Origin of the sequence: Christiangramia crocea (assembly GCF_022410465.1) — a bacterium.
In the GTDB taxonomy this organism is placed as follows: domain Bacteria; phylum Bacteroidota; class Bacteroidia; order Flavobacteriales; family Flavobacteriaceae; genus Christiangramia; species Christiangramia crocea.
Map to the genome: position 1 here is coordinate 247,947 of NZ_JAJSON010000016.1, position 21,974 is coordinate 269,920.

A 21,974-nucleotide genomic window follows, 5' to 3' on the forward strand; every position below is an offset into this window, starting at 1 on the left:
ATATAAAAAATAAAACCCAACTTTCCAGTTGGGTTTTTTAGTTATTTGATCTTTGCCGACTGGAGAATCGCATCCAGTTCAAAAATATTATCGCGCTTGCCTCGTGAAGGTGAAAAAACAAAGCCTTCGAGTATCAGAAACCTGTTATTAGCCTCGTCCTTAATCGCATAATTCACAAAAGGACCGGCCATAAAAGCATTTTGTACTTCCCATGTACCTCTTGTTTCATAAGCAAACTTTCCATCTATTTTGGTTTCGAATAGATAGGGTGCATAAGCCTTTTCGGTGATCATATAAGAACCTTCAACAGGTCCCGGGATTTGTACCTTCCCTATGGAATCCCTCATTTTAGTAATATTTGCAATAACGCTGGAATCATTTTCTATCTTGCTTATTGGCACCTCATAAACAAGGATTTCCATATTCCCTTTTGGGATCTCTTTTCTTATCCAGACAAAATCATCTTCTTCCTTGGCGTACCGGTAGGCAGAAGGAAAATTAAGTTTAAGCCCAAATTTCTCCTGAAGAGACTCATCCTTTTTTAGAGACTTCCTTATTCTACGCTGTTTTTCTTTTAGTTCGGTCTTTTTCAGGATCTTGATAATAGAATCAGATTGATTATTGATCACATCTATAATTTCTTCTGAACCACTACCCTGTAACACAATTCCGGTTTGAGGTCTTGCGAATTCATCTGAAATAAGATCCATTCCTTTTTGGCCTTCTTCTATCTTTAAGAAGATGCGGCTATTTCTCACGAATCCTGTGAATGTTTCCGGCGGAATCTGACTTAAACTAAATAAAGGTTCATCCTGTGGAAGTCCGTCTACCGGGGCGGCCAGGTTATCCCGAATAGCTTCTCCTACTTCTCCTTCCCAAAGGTCATTTTCTATTACTACTGTTAACTGGTTAATATTTCCCGAAGAATCGCTTAGAATGCGGTCATTGCGATTGCGTTTTTCATTATTACAGGAAATCAATACAATAAGGATGGCTAGCAGGCTTAAGCTACGTTTCATTTTTTCGGTTTTGATTATAATCTTAGCCCTTAGAAACCTTGAGTTTCATACCAGGTTTAAGACTATTTGTGTTCATATCATTCCAGACCCTCAAATTTTGTACCGTAACACCTGGAAACTTTTTCGAAATACTCCAAAGGGAATCCCCTTTTCTCACGGTATATACTTTAGGATTTGAGCTTTTGTCTGATTTTGAAGAATTTTCGTTTGATACAACATCTACCGGTTTTCTAGGATATATAGTAAGATACTGGCCTATCCTGATATTATTACTTCTAAGGTTATTCCATCGTTTGATACTACTCACGCCTACTCCATATCTTTCTGCAATTTTTCCAAGAAAATCCCCTTTTCTTACCCTGTACCTAATTCGATCTTCCGTTTCAACATACCGTGGCAGTTTCTCCTTCTCCTCCTTTAGTTCGTTTTCAGCAAAATTATAAATGGCATTTTCATTATTCACAAACTTCCCAACAGCAACTTTAGGCAGTCTAAGGCTGTACTTCTCATCATCTACAAAAGGAATAATATTTAGTTTATAACTGGGGTTCAGGAACCGAAGCATTTCATCGTCAACCCCCGTAACTTTTGAAATTTGATCAAAAGTAAGAAGTTGTTTAACCTGAACAGTATCGGTTTCAAAATAAACAACATCAGGTCTTTTAGGCTGGAATTTGTGTTCGTCAGCATACTCAAACAGATAAAGCGTGGCCAGGAAGGCAGGAACATAACCAGCAGTTTCACGTGGAAGATATCTTCGTAGATGCCAGTAATCGGTCGCACCGCCACTTCTTCTTATCGCTTTGGAGACATTGCCCGGACCGGAATTATATGAAGCCAGAACGAGATCCCAGTCGCCAAACACTTTATAAAGACTTGCAAGGTACTGAGCAGCAGCCTCAGTAGATCTGGCCGGATCCATACGTTCATCTACGTAAGAGCTCACATCCAGCCCATGCATCTTTCCGGTGGTAAACATAAATTGCCATAGACCCGTAGCCCCTACCCTGGACTTTGCCCTTGGATTAAGCGCCGACTCAACTATGGAGAGATATTTGATCTCCAGTGGTATGTCGTATTTATCAAGTTCCTGTTCAAACAGGGGGAAATAATAGCTACTTAAAGCCATAAGGCGTTCCATGCCCTGCTTGTTCCTCTTTAGATAAGACTTTATAACACTTTCCAGTATGGGATTGTATTCTATATTGAAGGGTGTTCTGGCATTCAGTCTGGCCAGCCTGGCTTTAAGAGTATCGGTAGGTAGCTCGTCATATACCACCTCCTCATAGTCCTGTTCATGAATGCTTTTCTGCATGGTCTCAAACAAGTCTGAATTAGTCAGCTCCAGTTTCCATAAGGAATCTATGGTCCTGGCCTTTGGAAGATCTTTTAAAGCTACCTTAGAAGAATCTCTTATTGCCGCAGAAATAGGCAATTTATCCCTGAACTCAGGATCTGGCTGGGCAAGTTTAATATTTGTGTTGTCCCCTTTCTGAAAGATCTGAACCCTGAAATTCGCTTTCTCTACCCGTTCATTTGTCTCTTTCTCCTGTGCGAAGCCCGTCAGTCCAGCAAGGAACACCAACATTAAAAATTTTCGTTTCAGCATAAATTCATTTTACAATAACGAACGAAAAAACAACAAACTTCGTACCTCTTTTACTTGTTAATTGCCTCAATACCCGGTAAAGATTTTCCTTCAAGCATTTCAAGCATAGCTCCACCACCGGTAGAAACATAACTCACCTTGTCTTCAAACCCGAATTTTTTAACGGCTGCCACAGAATCTCCACCACCTACAAGGGAGAATGCCCCATTTTTAGTAGCCTCGGCTATCGCCTCTCCTAACTCTATAGTTCCTTTTGCAAAAGTATCCATTTCGAATACTCCTAAAGGACCATTCCAAAGAATTATTCTGGAATCCTTTATCACTCTGGCAAAGTTCTGAATGGTTTCTGGGCCTACATCAAGTCCCATCCAGCCATCAGGAATATTATCTACACTTTCTGTTTGTGTACTTGCCTGTTCTGAGAAGCTGTCGGCAATCACAGAATCTACGGGAAGGTGAACCTCCACGCCTTTTTCCTTGGCTTTTTTAAGAATTTCAAGAGCAAGTTCCTGTTTATCTTCTTCAACAAGAGAATTTCCTATCTTCCCTCCCTGAGCCTTAATAAAAGTATAGGTCATTCCACCACCAATGATAAGATGGTCAATCTTATCAAGAATATTGTCAATAACGGTTATTTTTGTAGAAACCTTTGCCCCACCAAGAACAGCAGTCACAGGCTTTTCCTTACTATGAAGAACCTTATCCAGACTCTTTATCTCTTTAGCTAACAGGTAACCAAAGCATTTATCTTCAAAAAATTTGGCGACAACTGTTGTTGAAGCGTGTGCCCTGTGAGCGGTACCAAAAGCATCATTCACATAAATATCCCCCAGTCTGGAAAGTTTTTTGGCAAAATCTTCATCTCCCTCTTTTTCTTCATCATGAAAACGAAGATTTTCTATTAATAGGATCTCACCTGGCTGAAGATTATTTGCCGCATTTTCAACATCTTCACCAATACAGTCCTCAACGAATTTCACTTCTACTCCAATGACCTCGGAAACCTTATCTACAATATGCTGAAGAGAGTATTTACTTTCTTTTCCCTTGGGTCTTCCAAGGTGTGACATTAGAACAACACTTCCTCCATCTTCAAGGATTTTAATAATTGTTGGCTTTGCTGCTTCGATGCGGTTTGCATCACTCACTTCCATCTCTTCATTTAGCGGAACATTAAAATCCACTCTTATTAATGCCCTTTTATTATTAAAATTGTAATCGTCTATTGTTTTCATAGGTTTGCTTTCTTACAAATATAAATTTTTCCGAAGATAATAAAGCCTATATAATTTTATATTTGCCTATGCTTTTTAATGATGTAATTGGCCTTCCGCATATAAAAAATCACCTCACGACTACGGCCGACAGAAAGAGGATCCCTCATGCACAACTTTTTACGGGAAATCCGGGAAGTGGTACTCTGCCTATGGCGATAGCTTATGCCCGGTATATTTTATGTAAAAATTCAGGAGGTGAAAATAATAACGAAGAGACTCGAAGCTGTAATATGAAGTTTCGAAACTTCTCACATCCAGATCTTCATTTTGCCTTTCCGGTTGCTACCAATGACAAAATAAAAAGCCACCCTGTTTCTTCCCATTTTCTTGAAGAATGGAGAACTTTTTTGAAAGTAAATCCATATGGCAGTTTATATGACTGGTATCAGAGTTTGGGAATTGAGAATAAACAGGGTCGTATCGGGGTAGACGAAGCACAGGATATCGTTAAATCTTTATCGCTTAAAGCCTATGAGGGTGGCTTCAAGGTAATGATCATCTGGATGGCCGAAAAGATGAATATGGAAGCTGCCAACAAATTGCTGAAATTGATTGAAGAACCACCGAATAATACTGTTTTTCTCTTAATAGCAGAAAACGAGGAGCAGCTCATTCAGACCATAAAATCCCGATGCCAGAGCCTGCATTTCCCTCCTTTAAGCGAGGCTGATATTGCTGAAGCGCTGGCTAAAAAAGAGAGTTGCGACCCGTCTCTGGCCAGAAAAATAGCTCATCAGGCCGGGGGCAGTTATACCAAAGCCCTGCATATTCTGCAGAAGAATGCGGGGGACGAACAATTTGAGGCGTGGTTCATAAGTTGGGTAAGAAGTGCCTTTAAGGCCAAAGGCAATAAATCCACAGTGCTTGAGCTTATTTCCTGGAGTGAAGAAATCGCCGCGCTTGGACGGGAAACTCAAAAAAGCTTTCTTTTATACTGTATAGATTTTTTCAGGCAGTCACTTTTAATGAACTATAAAACCAGTAACCTGGTATACTTGGAGCCAACTGCTGAAAATTTCAAACTTGAGAACTTTGCTCCTTTTGTTCATGGGAATAACATCATGGAAATTACAGAAGCACTCGAAAATGCCATCTATCACATAGAGCGTAATGGAAATGCAAAAATAATTCTGACCGACCTGTCAATTAAACTAACCCGATTTTTACATAAAAAAGCCGCTTAACCATGCAAAACCTAACGACTAATATCACTGAAATTCTGATCTTATTATTTATTCTGATCACCTTTATGCAGTCTGGTATAGATAAAGCTGCCGACTGGAAGGGAAATACAGGGTGGCTTAAGGAACATTTCTCTGGTACTTTTTTAGGAGGAACGGTTCCACTGATGGTTGCGATAGTAATGATACTGGAAATCATAACCGGATTTCTGGCTATCCTGGGTATAATCTGGTTACTGGCTTATGATGCATCAGCCTGGGCTTTGTATGCTTGCGTACTATCCTGCATCACCTTATTAATGTTGCTTTTTGGACAGCGCATTGCTAAAGATTATGCCGGTGCATTTACCTTGACCGGGTATTTTATAGTATGTATTTTTGGTGTCTATATACTAAGTTAAGTAAGACCAGTACCAACAAAAAAAGCTTCAGAAATTTCTGAAGCTTTTTTTATAGAATTACTTTCTATTTACTCTTCGGTTTCTTCTTCAATTTCTTCCTCTACTTCATCATCAACTTCGCCACCACCGTATTCTTCATTAAGTTCATTTAGGATTTCCTGGGTTATATCCAGACCTTCTTCAGCATACATAATATTGGCGCTTTCATTTGAGCCAAAAATGTAAGTGTAATTATTCTCCTCTCCATAAGCTTTCACATAATCCTTAACCTTGTTTACAAGAGAATCCATCACAACATTGCTCTCTTCTCTTAGTCGATTGCTTTGCATTTGCTGTTGTTGCTGAATCATTTGTTGTTTCTGCATCAATTCTCTTTCTTTCTCCTGGCGAGCAGACTGAGACATTGAGTTCATTTGAGACTGGTATTCCTGTACCTCCTGCTGGAAGACACGGGCTACAGAATCCAGTTGTTGTCTAACAGAATCTGATTTAGAAGTGAATTCAGCTTCCACCTCTTTCATCTCCTTATATTCCTGAATTAAAACCGTGGTATCCACATAAGCAGTTTTTTGCTCATTACATGAAACCAACATAATTGCAACTGCGGCAATTCCAATAAATCTTTTAATCATAATTTGTCATTTTGAATGGCAAATGTAAAAACTATTTTTTGCACTAAAGCCCTAATTTGATTAATATAAGTATTACTAATCAATAAAAGATTCCAAATAAATATAATTTATTGAAAATCTATTCCATTTTAAGCGTTTTAAGGCGTTTTTAAATAAACAAAGGGTTATTACTCATTAAAGGGAAGGATATCTCCGTATACTGTCTTATATCGATTATTTAGGCTTTTTCTGAAAGAAATAAGCAATGGAAGAATACTCTCCGTCCTTTTCAGCTTTTAGATTAGAAATAAGACCGCGCAAAAATGCATTTGCCAGATTTGTATTTCCAGGCATATTTTTCTCACTTAACAGACTTACATAAAAGGAATCAAATTTGAGAGGTATTTCCTTCAACAATAAAAAACCCTTTTCTGATAATTTTTGTTGAATACCGGCTCTGGAAAAATGCCACAGGTGTCTGGGAACATCCCAGGCCGCCCAATTGTGATTATAATATTTACAATCATAAGAATTGAAATTAGGGACCGCTATAACCAATATTCCATTTTCCCTGAGCAGATCATAAAACTGATCTATTTTCTTTTCATAATCTGGAATATGTTCCAGAACATGCCAAAGACTAATCACATCATATTTACTGTCCCTGATCAAGGAAAGGTCAGACTTTAAATCGAGTCCTTTTAAGATGGCCAGATCTCTTGCAATTCTATTTGGTTCCACTCCTTCTACTTTCCAAAGAAAGGAGTTCATCTTATTCAGAAATTCACCAGTTCCCGCTCCAACATCTAAAATATTTCCCTGCTTAATTTCACTTCTTATCCATTTAGCTTTTTGAGAAAGCATATGGGATTTCACCCCCTGATAAATTTTATCCCAAAGACTTTTTGAAGAATCCCGGTGAGAAATATATTCCTCACTTTCATAATAATTTTCCAGTTCATCGGGAACAGGATGAGTTTTTAAAATACCCGGTTCGTGAGATAAAATTTCAAATTTTTCCCCGCTAACCAAATGATCTTTACAAATCATTTTCTGACTTCCTTTTTTCTCCGGATTAATTTTTGTTGTTGTAATCAAAAATAAAAAGTGATTTGTTCCACGTGGAACATATATAATTTAGCGACCCATATAAACTAGTAAAACAGAAATATCGTTCGGACTAACACCGCTAATTCTTGAAGCTTGCGATACGGTAGCGGGTTGAACTTTTTTCAATTTTTCACGAGCCTCGTAGGACATGGATTTAATTTTTGCATAATCAAAATTAGAAGGGATACGAATATCCTCAAGGCGATTAAGCTTATCGGCATTATTTTTCTCCTTCTCTATATATCCCGAATATTTTACCTGGATCTCGGTTTGTTCGATCATTTCCTCGTCAAGTTCTTCCTCTGCGATAAATTCCTCAACACCTGAAAAATTCTTAATATCGTCCATGGTGATCTGAGGTCTTGAAAAGACTTTAAAAACTTTATCGCTTTGTTTCATTGGAGAAGAATTCTTTTCCTCCAATACCGGATTCGCTTCCTCAGGAACAACGCTAAGATCTTTTAAAAATTGAACAAATTTAAATGACTTCTCTTTTTTCAGATCCATTTTTCTCATTCGTTCTTCTGAAGCAAGCCCTAAACTATAAGATCTCTCTGTTAACCTAAAATCGGCATTATCCTGCCTTAATAAAGTTCTGTATTCGGCACGGGAAGTAAACATCCTGTAAGGTTCTTCCGTTCCTTTAGTTATAAGATCATCAATAAGAACTCCTATATAAGCCTCGTTTCTCTTTAGAATAAATTCATCTCTTTCCTGAACTTTCAGGGCAGCATTTATACCTGCCATCAATCCCTGGCAAGCCGCTTCTTCGTAACCAGTAGTTCCATTAATTTGTCCGGCAAAATATAAACCCTCAACCAGCTTTGTCTCCAAAGTATGTTTTAATTGGGTTGGTGGAAAATAGTCATATTCGATCGCATAGCCAGGTCTGAAGAATTTCACGTTTTCGAAACCATCTACAGATTTTAAGGCTTTAAATTGGACATCTTCCGGTAGAGAAGTAGAAAATCCATTCACATATACTTCCACCGTATTCCAGCCTTCAGGTTCAACAAAAAGCTGATGCCTGTCCTTATCTGCAAAACGATTTATTTTATCTTCAATAGAAGGGCAATATCGCGGTCCTATGCTTTTAATTCTCCCATTAAACATCGGTGACCTTTCAAAACCCTCCCGTAAAATATCATGAACCTCATTAGAGGTATATGTCATATGACAGGACCTTTGTTTTGAAAGCGGCCGGGTTTCATCAGAGAATGAAAATTTACCAGGAATGTCATCACCAGGTTGCTCGATCATTTTTGAATAGTCCAAAGACCGACCATCAACCCGAGGGGGAGTTCCGGTTTTCATACGCCCTGCCTCAAAACCAACATCGATGAGATCCTTTGTGATTCCCGTAGCAGCTCTTTCACCCGCTCTACCACCTCCAAATTGTTTGTCCCCAATATGGATAAGCCCATTTAAAAAGGTTCCGTTAGTACAGATAACTGTTTTACCTAAAACCTCCAAACCCAGTGAAGTTCGAACACCAACAACCTTATCATTTTTAATAATGAGTCCGGCAACCATTTCCTGGTAAAAATCAAGATTTGGAGTCTGCTCAAGCTTCATTCTCCAGTCTTCAGCGAACCTCATCCGGTCACTCTGAACCCGGGGACTCCACATGGCAGGACCCTTTGATTTGTTAAGCATTTTAAACTGGATAGCACTGGTATCACTAACAATTCCACTGTAACCTCCCATTGCATCAATCTCTCTTACTATCTGCCCTTTCGCAATGCCCCCCATAGCCGGGTTACAACTCATCTGAGCTATATTCTGGAGATTCATAGTAATAAGAAGTGTCTTGCTACCCATATTTGCAGCCGCAGCCGCAGCCTCACTTCCGGCATGCCCTGCTCCAACCACAATTATATCATACTGCTTTTCGAACATATCCAATTTAAATTTTGTCTATTGTTCCACGTGGAACAATTTAATTTTTTCTTCCTCCTTGCGTCGCATCAATGCACTATCCCTTTCATTTTTATCCGAGTATCCACAAAAATGTAAAACACCATGGATAATTACGCGTTTTAACTCCTCTTCAAAATCAACATTAAAAGAAGCTGCATTTTCAGCTACCCGCTCCGTACTGATAAAAATATCGCCTTGTAATGTATTTCCTACTGTATTATCAAAACTAATAATATCGGTATAGGTGTCATGGGAAAGGTATTTTAAATTGATCTCATGCAGATACTGGTCATCACAAAAGATATAATTAATATCGCCAATATATTTATTCTCTGAAAGGATAACATCCTCTATCCATTCACGATATTTATTTACATCTTTAAGAACAAATTCGTTCTCACTAAAGAAATTAATCTCTCCCTTTTCCAAAATACTCCTTAACCTTTTCTCTGTAAATTTGGCGCAAAGGTAAGATTTGTCTGTTTAAAATTTCAGTGGAATTAAAATATTCTTTCGCCTTATCAATCTGATTCTGAAGTGTGTTCTTGTAGTCCTGCTCATTGGTTTCTGATTTCCTTTTTTCACTTGAACCCTGAAGTTTATGTGCCTTTTCGAATTCAAGGAGTTCATATTGCAATTGTTGCATCCTCTTCACTGTTTCCGGATCAAAACCCTTATCCAGCAATTGTTCTTCAATTTGCTTCATTTCATCCACCGGGTTATCACCATTCTCAAGGCCATTCTTTTCAAGCAATCTCTCCATTTGCATTCTGAGCATTTGCTGCTCTTTATAGATTTCATACAACTCACCATTGTTTCCTTCCCCTTCCTTCGGCTGGCCATCGGACTCCGGCCCGGGCTGACCATCGGTTCCTTTCTCCATTTGCTCCATAATTTCCTTTTGCTCCTTAATTATGTCCTGTAACTGAAATTCTTCCCCTCCATTCCCCTGACCAGATTGAGGATTTGCCATCATCTGCTGCATGGAAGAAAGTATGTTATCAAGCAGATTTGCAAGATCATTGGCACCGGTAACCACATATTGCTGACTGGCAGTTCCCTGGGGAATTTCATTTTCAGAAAGCCTTTCTATTGCCTTTTCAATATCGAATTCTATATCAGTAAGTTTTTGAGTAATGGCCTCATTTATCATCGGATTTCGAAGAGCCAGTGAATAAAGACTATCATCAACATGCCTAAAATTCTCCCTTAGATTACTCTGTTCTTTTAACCTTGAAGCGTACTTTGGATTATTCTGCCGTATTTGTTTAAAATCATTCAAAAGATCTTCCTGCTCGAATGAGAATACAATCAAATTATCAAGGATCTGTCTTAGGGTTTCAGCATCGGCTTCCAATTGTTCCCCCTTCATTTGCATAGACATTTGTTGCATCTGAGCGCTCATCTCTTTCATTTTCTTAGAAGCATCTTCCTGTTTTTTCTTAGCATCTGATTTTTGGTTTTCCTCCAACTTTTCAGTTGCTTCTTTTTGGTCTTTTTGAATACTCTCTTCATCTACCTCTTCCCTTCCCAGTTCCTGAGGCTCTTTAAGGTTTTTATTTTCCTTATCAAGCTCATCCATCTGCTCCCTGAATTTATCAAATCTCTTATTTAGTTTTTCCTGGTTCTCTTTTGTATTCTCTTGTTCATTTTTTGAAATATCCTCCTGCTCCTCAGAAAGCTTTTCAAGATCCCTGGCCAATTTTTGTTTTTTTTCCTCAACATAATATCGCTTGGTCAATTCGAGTAGTTGTTCGAGGTTTCTCTGATTATTTTTATTCTGTTTGGAAAGTTCCTCAAGTTTTTTTCCGAGATCCTCCTTTTGTATTTTTTCTGAATATTTCTCCAGTTCCTTCAATAAAGATTCATTTTCTTCAAGTCGCTTTTCATTATTCTCGAGTCTCTTTTGCAACTCTTCTTTCATGGAAGAAGGTTCTGGGGACTCATTTTTCTGAAGGCTCTTTTCAAGCTTTTCAGAATAATTCTTCATCATCTCATTCTGCTTCTTCTGTCTCATCAAAAATTCTTCAAGTTTCTTTCTTTCGTTATAATTCAGTTCTTCTTTTTCTTTTTCCAGCCTGGACAACTCTTCAAGTTCTTCATCAGATTTTTCATAATCCTTAAGACGTTCACTTATATTTTCTATGGCATCATTTTGTTCCTGAAGCTTCTCTTCAACAATCTCTTCTTCGGTCTTTTTCCTATATGAAAAAGTTTCAGATCTCGCAGATTTTGCTCCGTTAACCGCATCGTTATCAAAGACCCTGAAGTAGAACAAATAATTGAGTCCGGCTTCAAGCTGAATAGTGCCGGGAAAACTGAAATGAAATTCATCAAAACTTTCCTTTGATACCGGAATGTCAATGGTCTCTACTTTTTCATTATCGTTTTCAGGAAAATATGCCAATTGTAATCGGCTTAAACCGTAATCGTCTGAAACATCCCCTTTAAAATACTGAATATCAATATCTAAGGAGTCTTTTTGACCAATAACCTGGATCTCAGGGTAATCATCCTTGATCACTTTCACTGCATATTCAAGATTTTCAAAATCCTTAACAAGCTCATTCGAGGCACTTACGGAATATGGCAGATTAGAATTGACTGTTTTCTCAAACGCTGAAACCCCATTTTCAGTTTGCACCCTGTAAACAGAATCTGCTATTTTAAAATTGATGTTTTTTGTATTCCGGGTTCTAAAATTCCATTTAATTGCGGTGCCTTCAGGTACGGTAATATTTCCGGTTCCTGAAATTACCTCATCCTTCAAACCCGTATAACCAGGATAATTTAGATCCATCTCGAAATTCAATAATTTCGGAACCCTGATCACTTCAAGAAGGTAATCACCGGAACTAACCTCGTTAGATAGAAATTTAAATTCAACATTCTCTGATAGGTCCGTAAAAGTATATTCAAAGACGCCCGGAGCTGTTTGTTTCATAAAACTTTCAGCATCATTATACAGAACCTGAACTGTTTCCGGATTATAATCTCCAATGGTCCTGATCTGAAGTTTAAAGTCCTCCCCTTCTCTGGCTTTTAAATCATTATTCCGGACTACAAAACTGAAGGGGGCAGGTTTCAGATAAACGGTATTATAATCTGAGAGCCGACTGAAACTTTGAGTTATAAAATCGGCCTTTCCGGCAATTATAAGCCCCAGGATTATTAGCACAGGAAATACAATATAACGAAGATACCGTTTGTTCTTTTTAAGATCTATTGCATTTGTAAATGGAACCGGAGTAAGTTCTCTTGACCGCTGATCTATACTAGCCAGCAATAATTCAGATTGCCTGGCATTATGCTTAAGCTGAAGAAGGTTGGTGAGTTTATCATTCACTTCCGGAAAATACCTTCCTATGATTTCCGATGCCTGAAACTCATTAATCCCTTTCGATAATTTTAGGAGCTTCAGTAAAGGGATTCCTATAAATTTAAATAGGAGGATCAATTCAACAGCGATAAAAAGCCAGAAAAGTATACTTCTACCTGTGGTAGATAACCATAAGAAATATTCAAGGCCAACAACGATCAAAAAATACAGCAGCCCGGTTGCAAGAAACAATAGGCTGCCTTTAAGTATTAAATTGAGATAATACTTTTTTATAAAAGCCTCAAGTTTCTCCTGCACCAATCCGAAATTCTCCATTTTCAACAGCAATGTTTCCTTAAAAATACAATAAAATTCGTTCTCATACCCAATGCCATGTATCAGGTTTAGGATTGCTACAAGAAGGTTGTATCTTTGCCATCAAAAATCAACAAAATATGTCTTCTAAAGTAAGAGTAAGATTTGCTCCCAGCCCCACAGGTCCGTTGCACATTGGTGGTGTAAGAACAGCTTTGTATAACTATCTGTTTGCTAAAAAGCATAACGGAGATTTCGTACTGAGAATTGAGGATACAGACCAGAATCGTTTTGTGGAAGGAGCCGAAGATTATATTATAGAATCCCTTAACTGGTGTGGAATTCCATTTGACGAAGGCCCGGGAAAAGAAAAAGGTTATGGACCATACAGACAAAGTGAACGTAAGGACAAATACAGGGAATATGCTGAAAAGCTAGTAGAATCTGGAAATGCCTATTATGCTTTTGATACCGCTGATGAGTTGGATGCACATAGAAAAGATCACGAAGAAAAGGGCAAGACCTTTATCTATAACTGGCATAATCGCGAAAAACTTAAGAATTCCATATCCCTTTCTAAGGAAGAAGTTCAGGAAAAACTGGATACCGAAGAAGCTTACGTAATACGTTTTAAATCTCCAAAAGATGAAACCCTCCATTTAAAGGATGTGATACGGGGAGAAATGGAAATAGATACTAATATCCTTGATGATAAAGTCCTCTTTAAAAGTGACGGGATGCCTACCTATCATCTGGCGAATATTGTAGATGACCATTTGATGGAAATCACTCATGTTATTCGAGGTGAAGAATGGTTACCTTCATTGGCACTACATTATATGCTTTACAGGGCATTTGGTTGGGATGTGCCTAAATTTGCACATCTTCCACTTATACTTAAACCTCAGGGAAAAGGAAAACTTAGCAAAAGGGATGGTGAAAAAATGGGATTCCCGGTATTTCCTTTGGAATGGAAAGATCCTAAATCAGGTGAGATTTCAGCCGGTTACAGGGAAGAAGGATATTTTCCTGAAGCGGTGGTAAACATGCTGGCTTTTCTTGGCTGGAATCCAGGTACCGAGCAGGAATTCTTTGAACTGGAAGAACTCACCAGGGCATTCGAGCTGGAAAGAGTGCATAAAGGAGGCGCAAAATTCGATCCTGAAAAAACAAAATGGTTTCAGCAGCATTACATTCAGCAGGCCGATAATAAGTTTCTAACGGAAGAGTTTCAGAAGTTCCTTAAAAAACAGGATATTGAAGCAGAGAGCGATTATGTGTATGAGGTTGTTAAGCTTATCAAGGAAAGGGTTGTATTTGTAGAGGACTTCTGGAACCAGGGCTATTTCTTTTTTATGTCCCCTACTTCATACGATCCTAAAGACTCCAAAAAAGCTTGGAAAGAAGGTACAAATGATCTTATGAAAGAGCTTAGTGAAGTTTTAAAATCCCAGGATGATTTCCAAGCTGAAAAGCTTCAAAACGAAGTTAAGACATGGATAAAAAGTAAAGAAATAGGATTCGGTAAGATTATGATGCCACTAAGGATAGCCCTGGTGGGTGCCTTACAGGGACCCGACCTCTATAAAATTGCAGAATTCGTGGGTAAGGAAGAAACCTTAAAGCGAATTGAAACTGCTATAGGTACACTTGATTAAGCTTATATTTTTCCAGTATAAACCCGGATAATAAAAATATTATCCGGGTTTATTTTTATAAGGCTTAAGGCTTTTATTCTTAAATTGAAGCCTAATTTAATTCACAATTATGCTCAATTTAATTTTATTGCCGCTACTGGGGATAATAAGCCTTATCGTGATTTTCTCTGGAATCTTTATCGTAAAACAACAAACTTCCGCCGTTATCGAAAGATTTGGAAAATTCACCAGTATCAGAAGTTCGGGTCTCCAATTAAAATTCCCGGTCATAGATCAGGTTGCGGGAAGGATCAACTTAAAGGTTCAGCAACTGGACGTGCTGGTAGAAACCAAAACCAAGGATAATGTGTTTGTAAAACTGAAAATATCAGTTCAGTTCCAGGTGATAAAAAATAACGTCTACGATGCCTTCTATAGGCTTGAAAGTCCACATGACCAGATTACTGCCTACGTATTTGATGTTGTGCGCGCAGAAGTGCCTAAAATGAAGTTAGACGATGTTTTTGAAAGGAAAGACGACATAGCTATTGCGGTGAACCGTGAACTGAATGAAGCTATGGAAGACTATGGTTATGACATTATTAAAACCCTAGTTACAGATATAGACCCTGATGTTCAGGTAAAAGCCGCCATGAATCGTATCAATGCCGCTGAACGAGAAAAAGTAGCTGCCGAATATGATGCTGAAGCCGACAGGATAAAGATCGTGGCCAAGGCTCGCGCCGAAGCAGAAAGCAAAAGACTTCAGGGACAGGGTATCGCCGATCAACGTCGCGAAATAGCTCGAGGACTTGAGGAAAGTGTAGATGTACTTAACAATGTTGGGATCAATTCCCAGGAAGCTTCAGCCCTTATAGTTGTTACCCAGCATTATGATACCCTCCAGGCTATTGGAGAAGAAACGAATACAAATCTCATTCTATTACCGAATTCACCTCAGGCCGGTAGTGATATGTTGAATAATATGGTAGCTTCTTTCACGGCCTCCAACCAGATTGGAGAGGCTATGAAAGAGCAGAACAGAAAACAGACTGATAAAGGTAAAAAGAAACGCAATAACGGAGATAGCTAAAAAAAAGCCCCTGATGGGGCTTTTTTATTTTTTTGATATTCTTTCTCTATTTATGTTTTCGTGACAACCCTTTTCACTCCAAAGATCTTTGAAACTGCCTTTAGCACCAGGGCCTTCTGAAGAATAGAACCAATAGTGCTCCCAATAAGAGAAACAGGGGATAAACCTTCCTTGGCCTGATCCAGGCTCAGCTTGATCTCTTCCTTGTCTATTTCAGTCTGTAACCTTAGGATCTGCAGATCCTTGTCTATTTCTTCAAAGGAGGAATATATTCTCATTACTCTTCTTTATCGTTAAACACTGCTTTTGAGAATTTCCTTAGTACAAGTTTTTCAATTGGTTCTTTTCCAAATATGAAAATAAGAACAAAGATAAGCAGGTAGAACCCACCCACTATGAAATATCCCGAACTAGGAACGCCTATAGCTTCACTAATAACAATCGCAAGGGCAAAAGAAAGCATAATCCCCGCTGTACTCAATAAGAATCCAAGGACCAGGAAACGAACAAGGGAAGTAGCTCCCTTCATTCCATTTTTAAAGGCCTTCAGTTTATAATATTCGGAATTACTGTGAATGTAAGCCTGAATATTATCGTTTAGATCATGAATACTTCTGGATAATTTTTCAAATGCCATAAAAAGATTATACTACGGCCTTATCTGGTTTATTGCCAGATGACTTGCCTGGTTTATCTTTTTGCAATTTAGCATTTTGTTTTCGTAAATCCTCAAGTTTGGTTTCCATTGCTGCCAAAATATCATCTGCCTTATGACTTGCTGAAGATAAGGTCTCTTCAAGTCTCTGCTCAAAATCCACTCTTGCTTTTTTGGCCTTTTCGCTCAAATTTGATGAAGTCTCATGATAACGTTTGTTCAGTTTATTCTGAGCTTCCTGAGCATCCTTTTTAAGCTTTTTCCTGGTGTTATCACCGCTGTCCGGAGCATATAAAAGTCCTATTCCGGCACCTATTGCCGCTCCTGTAATTAATGCTAAAAGGGTATTACCTGTATTTGCCATAAGTTTTTGAATTTTAAGTTATTATTCAATCAAAGATAAAGGAAGCCAAAGCCTTTGCTTGTTAATAACCGGTTAATATGTTAAAATCCTATGCTAAATTATTCTTAAAGCAATCAGAAAGTTTCATTAATTTTTGATTTTGGCCCAGGAATCACGAAGTGTTACAGTCCTATTGAACACAGGTTTTGCCGATGTTGAATCCCTGTCTACACAAAAATATCCAATCCGCTGGAACTGTACCTTATCTCCTTCTTTTGCATCTTTTAAACCAGGTTCAAGAAATCCTGTTACAATTTTCAAAGATTCAGGATTAACAAAATCCAGATAATCCCTGTCTTTAACCCCATCGGGTGTTTCTTCAGTAAATAAACGATCATAAAGCCTTACCTCCGCTTCTATGGCGTGTTTTACAGATACCCAGTGTAGAGTGCCTTTTACCTTTCTCAATGACTCCTCTGTTCCGCTGCCGCTTTTGCTTTTAGGATCGTAAGTACAATGTATCTCGGTAATATTACCATCATCATCCTTAATCACATCTTCACCTTTGATGATATAAGCATTCTTTAAACGAACTTCTTTTCCAAGGGTTAGTCTGAAAAACTTTCTGTTTGCACTTTCTTTGAAATCCTCTCTTTCAATATACAATTCTCGAGAAAAAGGAATTCTTCTGCTTCCTGCCGACTCGTCTTCAGGATTGTTTTCGGCATCCAGCCATTCCTCTTCTCCTTCTGGATAATTGGTAATCACAAGTTTTACAGGATCCAAAACACCCATCACGCGAGGTGCTACCTTATTCAGATCTTCCCTTGCACAAAACTCAAGATGTGCAACATCTATTAAATTTTCTCGTTTACCTACCCCAATGGAATCGGCAAACTTTCTAATAGATTCTGGTGTATATCCACGTCTTCTTAGGCCGGATATAGTAGGCATTCTTGGATCATCCCAGGAATCCACGAAACCTTTTTCAACCAGCTGGAGTAATTTCCTTTTACTCACAACGGTATGGCTGAGATTCCTTCTTGCAAATTCCCTCTGCTTTGGTTCAAAATCACCAGCTTTACTAACTTTTTCAATAAACCAGTTATATAATTCCCTATGCGGAAGGAATTCCAGGGTACAGAATGAATGAGACACACCTTCGATAAAATCACTTTGACCATGCGCCCAATCATACATTGGATAGATCTTCCAGTTATCTTTGGTTCGGTGATGACTTTTATGTAAACATCTGTACATAACCGGATCCCTCATCAGCATATTAGGTGCCGACATATCGATCTTTGCTCTTAAAACGTGACCTCTTTCGGGAGTATCGCCACTCTTCATCTTCTCAAACAGCTCCAGATTCTCTTCAACAGATCGGTTTCTATAAGGGCTTTCTGTTCCCGGATTAGTTGGAGTTCCTTTCTGTTCAGCTATTTCCTCCGAAGTCTGGCTGTCTACATAAGCATCGCCATTCTTTATCATTTCAACCGCCCAGTCATACAGCTGCTGAAAATAATCTGAAGCATAACACTCTTCTGCCCACTTAAAGCCTAACCATTCTACATCCCTTTTAATGGCATCAACATATTCCTGTTCTTCTTTGATAGGATTGGTATCATCAAATCTAAGGTTCACAGGAGCACCATACCTCTCTCCCAGCCCAAAATTAAGACAGATGGAAGATGCATGACCAATATGAAGATAGCCATTGGGTTCCGGGGGAAAACGGAACTTAAGGTCTTCCTTTTTATAATCTTTTTGCAGATCTTCCTCTATGATTTGCTCAATAAAATTGAGCGACTTTTTTCCTTCGGCCATAACTGTTTTATAATAAGAGGCAAATTTATCAAATTTTAAGTCGTCCGCATACTAATGCATCAGAAAGCTTCCTATTTAAAAACATTCCCCGGTTTCCAGTTAAAATAAACCTAAACCTATTTCTGAAATCACCGAAAAAATTTTCGATTTAGTAACTTGAACTGAATTCAGGTAAATTTCCTGTGATGAATCAAAAATTAATTCTATTAAATACAGCTATAAGCTTCAATGGCTGAAAAATCTTCTAAATTAAAACCATTATCAGTATGGGCCCTGGCAGCCGGAGGAATGGTTGGTGGCGGAATATATACAGTACTTGGAGTAGTAATAGCTGTATCTGCACAATGGTCATGGCTGGCCTTTATTTTAACAGGTTTAATAGCGATCCCCTCAGCTTACAGCTATGTATTTTTAACTAACAAATTTCATGAAGAAGGTGGAGCATTTGTCTTTCTGGAAAAAGTGAATGACAAAAAAATGGCTGGTAACCTTAGCTGGCTGTTAATTATAGGATACATACTCACCATTTCGGTATACGCCTATGCATTTGGACATTATTTATCTTTTGCTTTTCATGGTAATCCTCTCCTTATGCGTTTACTTGCCGCAGGTATCGTAATAGGACTTATTTTACTGAACCTTGCAGGAGTGGGCAAACTTACCAATGTTGAGATGATAATAGTTTCCGTCAATTTACTGGTATTATTGGCACTGGGAATTTATGGAATTGTAAACTGGGATGTTTCACAACTTACAGCAGGTATCAGCCCAAGGCCAATGTGGTCAAGCCTGTTTGGTGGGGCAGCAATATTTATGGCTTACGAAGGTTTTCAATTATTGACATACGAATACGATAAGATTAAAGATCCCGAGAAAAGTTTTATGCCAACATTGATGAGTGCAGTCATTTTTGTTGTCCTGCTATATGCTGTTGTAGCTCTAGGTGCAACTATGCTTGGAGGAGCCATTTCGCTGATCAGTTTTAAAGAAATTGCATTAACAATAGCAGCGGAATCAGCTTTTGGAATAACCGGATTAATTGTAATGACCGTCGCTGCAGGATTCGCTACCGCTGCCGCAATAAACTCAACTCTTTTTTCAACGGCTAACCTGGCAAAAAGAATAGCCTCGCAAAATGAACTTCCTTCCTGGTTCAATCACACAAATAATAATGATGTACCAGACAGGTCTATTATAACCATAGGAATATTGGCAGGTTTACTGGCTATTATTGGTTCACTTAGTTCTCTGGTTGAAGCAGCAAGTCTGGCCTTTTTATTCACATTTGGTATAGTAAACTGGATAGCCTACAGAGAATCTGATAAAAGAAAATGGATACCAGTAGTGGGTCTTATACTGGGAATTTTAGTAGGGCTGGCTCTAATTTTTAGATTGGTTATTTCAAAACCGATTGCCCTGGGTGGAATATTAGCAATAGTTATGCTTATAATACTTGGTAGGCCTTATTTACTCAGAAAACGAGAAAATAAAACTGAAAAATCCAAGCAAGATGAAGATTAAATCATTTCTCCTTTCGGTTATAATTTTAATCATATTTGGATGTTCATCGAACACCCAAAAACCATCCCATTTGAGAATTGGCCAGTTCCTGTTTGCAAAAGAATCAGTTGAATTAAAATTCAAAAAGAAAGATAAAATTATTCTCAGCAAAAATTTGAACTATGGAGACCTGACAGAATATGAAACAATAAGCTCAGGTATCTATGAGGTTGAGGTAATTTATAATGAAAATTTAGTATTAAAGAAAAAGATAGGTATTGGTACAGATGGAATTTATACCCTGGTAATGAATGGTTTTCCTCAGCAAGATCAGAAAAAGAATCAAAAAACAACAAAAATGAAACTCCATGAAATAGTTGAAGGTGAAGAAGCTATTTATCCAAATGGAAATTTACCCCAAATGCGTATCCTTAATGATGAATTTGAGTGTGGAAAAAATGAGGCTAAAATAAGATGGATACATCTGGCGGCCGGAGTAGAAAAGGTAAATGCAACAGCAGAAACAAAAGACTCAAAATCAACTGATCTTTCTTCTTTGACCTATCCAAGAATAACCAAGAATTTTACAGTTTCTCCAAAGCCTCAAATCCTGGTTTGGAAATTAAAAGGCGATAAGGTTGAAGTCTCAACTAAGGAATTAAACATAAAACCGGATTATTTATATACCTTCTTCTTAATTGGAAACGAAGAAAAGTATATTGATAGTTTGAAAGTTGTAGTAGGAGAAACTCCAAAAAAAGAATTTTAAAGAATATTTTAGCAAAAAAATTATTGTGGGAGTAATTAAATTAAAAAATATAAGGGTCTTTTCTTATCACGGATGCCTTGACGAAGAGAGTAAAATTGGAAGTGAGTATCGCGTAGACCTTAAAGTTTATGGGGATCTTTCACATTCAGCTAAGACTGATAAATTAGCAGATACCATAGATTATGTTCATCTAAATAAAATTGTAAAGGAGGAAATGGCAATTCGTTCCAAACTACTTGAAAATGTTGCTGAAAGGATACTGAAACGCATCATGAAAGAACTAATCATGGTTCAGAAAGCAAAAGTAGAAGTTTCAAAAATCAATCCTCCTATTGGTGGAAATGTCGCGATGGTCACGGTAAGCCGCACCAAATCCCGATAGATTTTAGTTTTGAAACTTAAAATTTTTATTACATTTGCCATCCTGTAAAAGGGCATCGTGGCCGAGTGGCTAGGCAGAGGTCTGCAAAACCTTGTACAGCGGTTCGAATCCGCTCGATGCCTCAAAAAAGAAAGCTTCCTGAACCGGGAAGCTTTTTTATTTTTCTCCGGTTTCCTTTTCCTTATGGTTCACAAAATTATCAAGTTTACCCATGAGAGAATCATTAGGAGTTATCTCCTCTATCTGATCTTTAATTTCGTTAACCTGGCTCGGGAAGGCTCCCTGTGATATCAGGACGCAACCAAACAGGATCATTAAAAGGCTAATGCCTTTTTTCATAAAATAAATACGGTTTGGAGTAAGTTTTCGGTTCAGTTTCTTTGCCAGAAGGATCTTGGCAACATCAATAATCAGGTAGGTTATTAGAACAGCACTAAAAAAGATACTTATCCTATCCATGTCCATATCCATTTTAGGGCCAAATACGATGATAACTCCAAGCCAGAAGCCCAGAACACCTATATTGATAAAATTGAGCAGGAAACCCTTTGCAAACAATCCGAAATAGTCGCTCTTTCCAAGTTTCCTTATTTCCGGAGTTTCATCTTCGGTCTGCAAAACCTTTTTTGTTTGCAAAAAGCTCATTACTCCGTAAGTGGCAAGTATCATTCCCCCGAAAATAAAAAGCGCGGGATCATCTTTTAAACGCTCCAGGAGTTTAGTTGTACTGAAATAGGCTATTAGGAGAAAGACAATATCAGCCAGGATAACGCCCATATCAAATGAAATAGCCGCTCTAAAGCCCTTGATGGCCGCGGTTTCCAGCAATACAAAAAAAACAGGCCCAAGTAAAAAAGCCAAAAATAAACCCAGGGGCATACCTGCTAAAACGTCCTGTAACATACAGTTAAGTTGTATTGCAAATGTAAACTTTTTGATCTTTTTTCAAGGATCTGCGCCCCCGCCGGTGATTGGCCGGTATTTTTTAAAGTTTATTTCAGTGAAA

Annotated in this window: 20 protein-coding genes and 1 tRNA gene; 8 read left to right on the forward strand and 13 right to left on the reverse strand. The window is 38.1% G+C overall.

The annotated features are described in order from the left end of the window. Positions 1 to 41 precede the first annotated feature (41 nt). Genes LU635_RS07125 through LU635_RS07135 form a run of 3 tightly spaced genes read right to left on the reverse strand, consistent with a single transcriptional unit; the run spans position 42 to position 3,863 of the window. Positions 42 to 1,019: a DUF4837 family protein gene (locus LU635_RS07125; RefSeq protein ID WP_240097630.1), complete on the reverse strand. Its 978-nt coding sequence runs from the start codon at positions 1,017 to 1,019 to the stop codon at positions 42 to 44. Between the two features lie 22 nt (positions 1,020 to 1,041). Next, positions 1,042 to 2,628 carry a lytic transglycosylase domain-containing protein gene (locus LU635_RS07130; RefSeq protein WP_240097632.1) on the reverse strand — a complete coding sequence of 529 codons (1,587 nt, stop codon included), beginning with the start codon at positions 2,626 to 2,628 and terminating at the stop codon, positions 1,042 to 1,044. Between the two features lie 50 nt (positions 2,629 to 2,678). After that, positions 2,679 to 3,863, reverse strand: a complete 1,185-nt coding sequence (locus LU635_RS07135) for a phosphoglycerate kinase (protein WP_240097634.1) — start codon at positions 3,861 to 3,863, stop codon at positions 2,679 to 2,681. Between the two features lie 68 nt (positions 3,864 to 3,931). On the opposite strand from LU635_RS07135, the gene LU635_RS07140 reads away from it, so the two are divergent. Next, positions 3,932 to 5,089 (forward strand): DNA polymerase III subunit, encoded by a 1,158-nt coding sequence (locus tag LU635_RS07140; RefSeq protein ID WP_240097636.1) that lies wholly within the window; start codon positions 3,932 to 3,934, stop codon positions 5,087 to 5,089. A 2-nt stretch (positions 5,090 to 5,091) separates the two neighbouring features. Further along, the gene (locus LU635_RS07145; protein ID WP_240097638.1) at positions 5,092 to 5,487 is read left to right on the forward strand and encodes a DoxX family protein; all 396 of its coding nucleotides are present in this window, start codon (positions 5,092 to 5,094) and stop codon (positions 5,485 to 5,487) included. Between the two features lie 68 nt (positions 5,488 to 5,555). Here the strand turns inward: LU635_RS07145 and LU635_RS07150 are convergent, their stop codons facing one another. The 5 genes from LU635_RS07150 to LU635_RS07170 form a co-directional block, all read right to left on the reverse strand. After that, positions 5,556 to 6,119 (reverse strand): OmpH/Skp family outer membrane protein, encoded by a 564-nt coding sequence (locus LU635_RS07150; protein WP_240097640.1) that lies wholly within the window; start codon positions 6,117 to 6,119, stop codon positions 5,556 to 5,558. Between the two features lie 213 nt (positions 6,120 to 6,332). Then, positions 6,333 to 7,148 carry a class I SAM-dependent methyltransferase gene (locus tag LU635_RS07155; RefSeq protein ID WP_240097642.1) on the reverse strand — a complete coding sequence of 272 codons (816 nt, stop codon included), beginning with the start codon at positions 7,146 to 7,148 and terminating at the stop codon, positions 6,333 to 6,335. 87 nt (positions 7,149 to 7,235) lie between these two features. Continuing rightward, on the reverse strand, positions 7,236 to 9,107 hold the full coding sequence (gene mnmG, locus LU635_RS07160; RefSeq protein ID WP_240097644.1) for a tRNA uridine-5-carboxymethylaminomethyl(34) synthesis enzyme MnmG: 1,872 nt from the start codon (positions 9,105 to 9,107) through the stop codon (positions 7,236 to 7,238). An 18-nt stretch (positions 9,108 to 9,125) separates the two neighbouring features. Next, positions 9,126 to 9,557 (reverse strand): rRNA maturation RNase YbeY, encoded by a 432-nt coding sequence (ybeY, locus tag LU635_RS07165; protein ID WP_240097647.1) that lies wholly within the window; start codon positions 9,555 to 9,557, stop codon positions 9,126 to 9,128. Next, positions 9,538 to 12,783 carry a DUF4175 family protein gene (locus LU635_RS07170; protein ID WP_240097649.1) on the reverse strand — a complete coding sequence of 1,082 codons (3,246 nt, stop codon included), beginning with the start codon at positions 12,781 to 12,783 and terminating at the stop codon, positions 9,538 to 9,540. Before LU635_RS07170 ends, ybeY begins: the two co-directional genes overlap by 20 nt. A 119-nt stretch (positions 12,784 to 12,902) precedes the next feature. On the opposite strand from LU635_RS07170, the gene gltX reads away from it, so the two are divergent. Further along, entirely contained in the window at positions 12,903 to 14,420 is a 1,518-nt protein-coding gene (gltX, locus tag LU635_RS07175) for a glutamate--tRNA ligase (protein WP_240097651.1), read from the forward strand. A 109-nt stretch (positions 14,421 to 14,529) separates the two neighbouring features. Next, the gene (locus LU635_RS07180; protein WP_240097653.1) at positions 14,530 to 15,492 is read left to right on the forward strand and encodes an SPFH domain-containing protein; all 963 of its coding nucleotides are present in this window, start codon (positions 14,530 to 14,532) and stop codon (positions 15,490 to 15,492) included. A 50-nt stretch (positions 15,493 to 15,542) separates the two neighbouring features. Here the strand turns inward: LU635_RS07180 and LU635_RS07185 are convergent, their stop codons facing one another. From LU635_RS07185 to LU635_RS07200, 4 genes are all read right to left on the reverse strand, one after another. Continuing rightward, the gene (locus LU635_RS07185) at positions 15,543 to 15,770 is read right to left on the reverse strand and encodes a DUF6327 family protein (RefSeq protein WP_240097655.1); all 228 of its coding nucleotides are present in this window, start codon (positions 15,768 to 15,770) and stop codon (positions 15,543 to 15,545) included. Further along, positions 15,770 to 16,129, reverse strand: coding sequence for a phage holin family protein (locus LU635_RS07190; RefSeq protein WP_240097656.1), 360 nt, complete (start codon positions 16,127 to 16,129; stop codon positions 15,770 to 15,772). The genes LU635_RS07185 and LU635_RS07190 overlap by 1 nt, the downstream gene beginning before the upstream one ends. 7 nt (positions 16,130 to 16,136) lie before the next feature. Further along, a complete protein-coding gene (locus LU635_RS07195) occupies positions 16,137 to 16,511 on the reverse strand; it encodes a YtxH domain-containing protein (protein WP_240097657.1) in 375 nt (124 codons plus the stop codon). A gap of 126 nt (positions 16,512 to 16,637) precedes the next feature. Continuing rightward, the gene (locus tag LU635_RS07200; protein ID WP_240097658.1) at positions 16,638 to 18,317 is read right to left on the reverse strand and encodes a glutamine--tRNA ligase/YqeY domain fusion protein; all 1,680 of its coding nucleotides are present in this window, start codon (positions 18,315 to 18,317) and stop codon (positions 16,638 to 16,640) included. 228 nt (positions 18,318 to 18,545) lie between these two features. Here LU635_RS07200 and LU635_RS07205 point away from each other — a divergent pair, with 228 nt between their 5' ends. From LU635_RS07205 to LU635_RS07220, 4 genes are all read left to right on the forward strand, one after another. Further along, positions 18,546 to 19,838, forward strand: coding sequence for an APC family permease (locus tag LU635_RS07205; RefSeq protein WP_240097659.1), 1,293 nt, complete (start codon positions 18,546 to 18,548; stop codon positions 19,836 to 19,838). Next, entirely contained in the window at positions 19,828 to 20,586 is a 759-nt protein-coding gene (locus LU635_RS07210) for a DUF4397 domain-containing protein (RefSeq protein ID WP_240097660.1), read from the forward strand. Before LU635_RS07205 ends, LU635_RS07210 begins: the two co-directional genes overlap by 11 nt. Before the next feature lie 25 nt (positions 20,587 to 20,611). Next, positions 20,612 to 20,968, forward strand: a complete 357-nt coding sequence (gene folB / locus LU635_RS07215; RefSeq protein WP_240097661.1) for a dihydroneopterin aldolase — start codon at positions 20,612 to 20,614, stop codon at positions 20,966 to 20,968. A 51-nt stretch (positions 20,969 to 21,019) separates the two neighbouring features. Then, positions 21,020 to 21,090: transfer RNA gene (locus tag LU635_RS07220), tRNA-Cys, on the forward strand. Between the two features lie 34 nt (positions 21,091 to 21,124). On the opposite strand, the gene LU635_RS07225 is transcribed toward LU635_RS07220, so the two are convergent. After that, entirely contained in the window at positions 21,125 to 21,871 is a 747-nt protein-coding gene (locus LU635_RS07225; protein ID WP_240097662.1) for a LysE family translocator, read from the reverse strand. Positions 21,872 to 21,974: the final 103 nt, after the last annotated feature.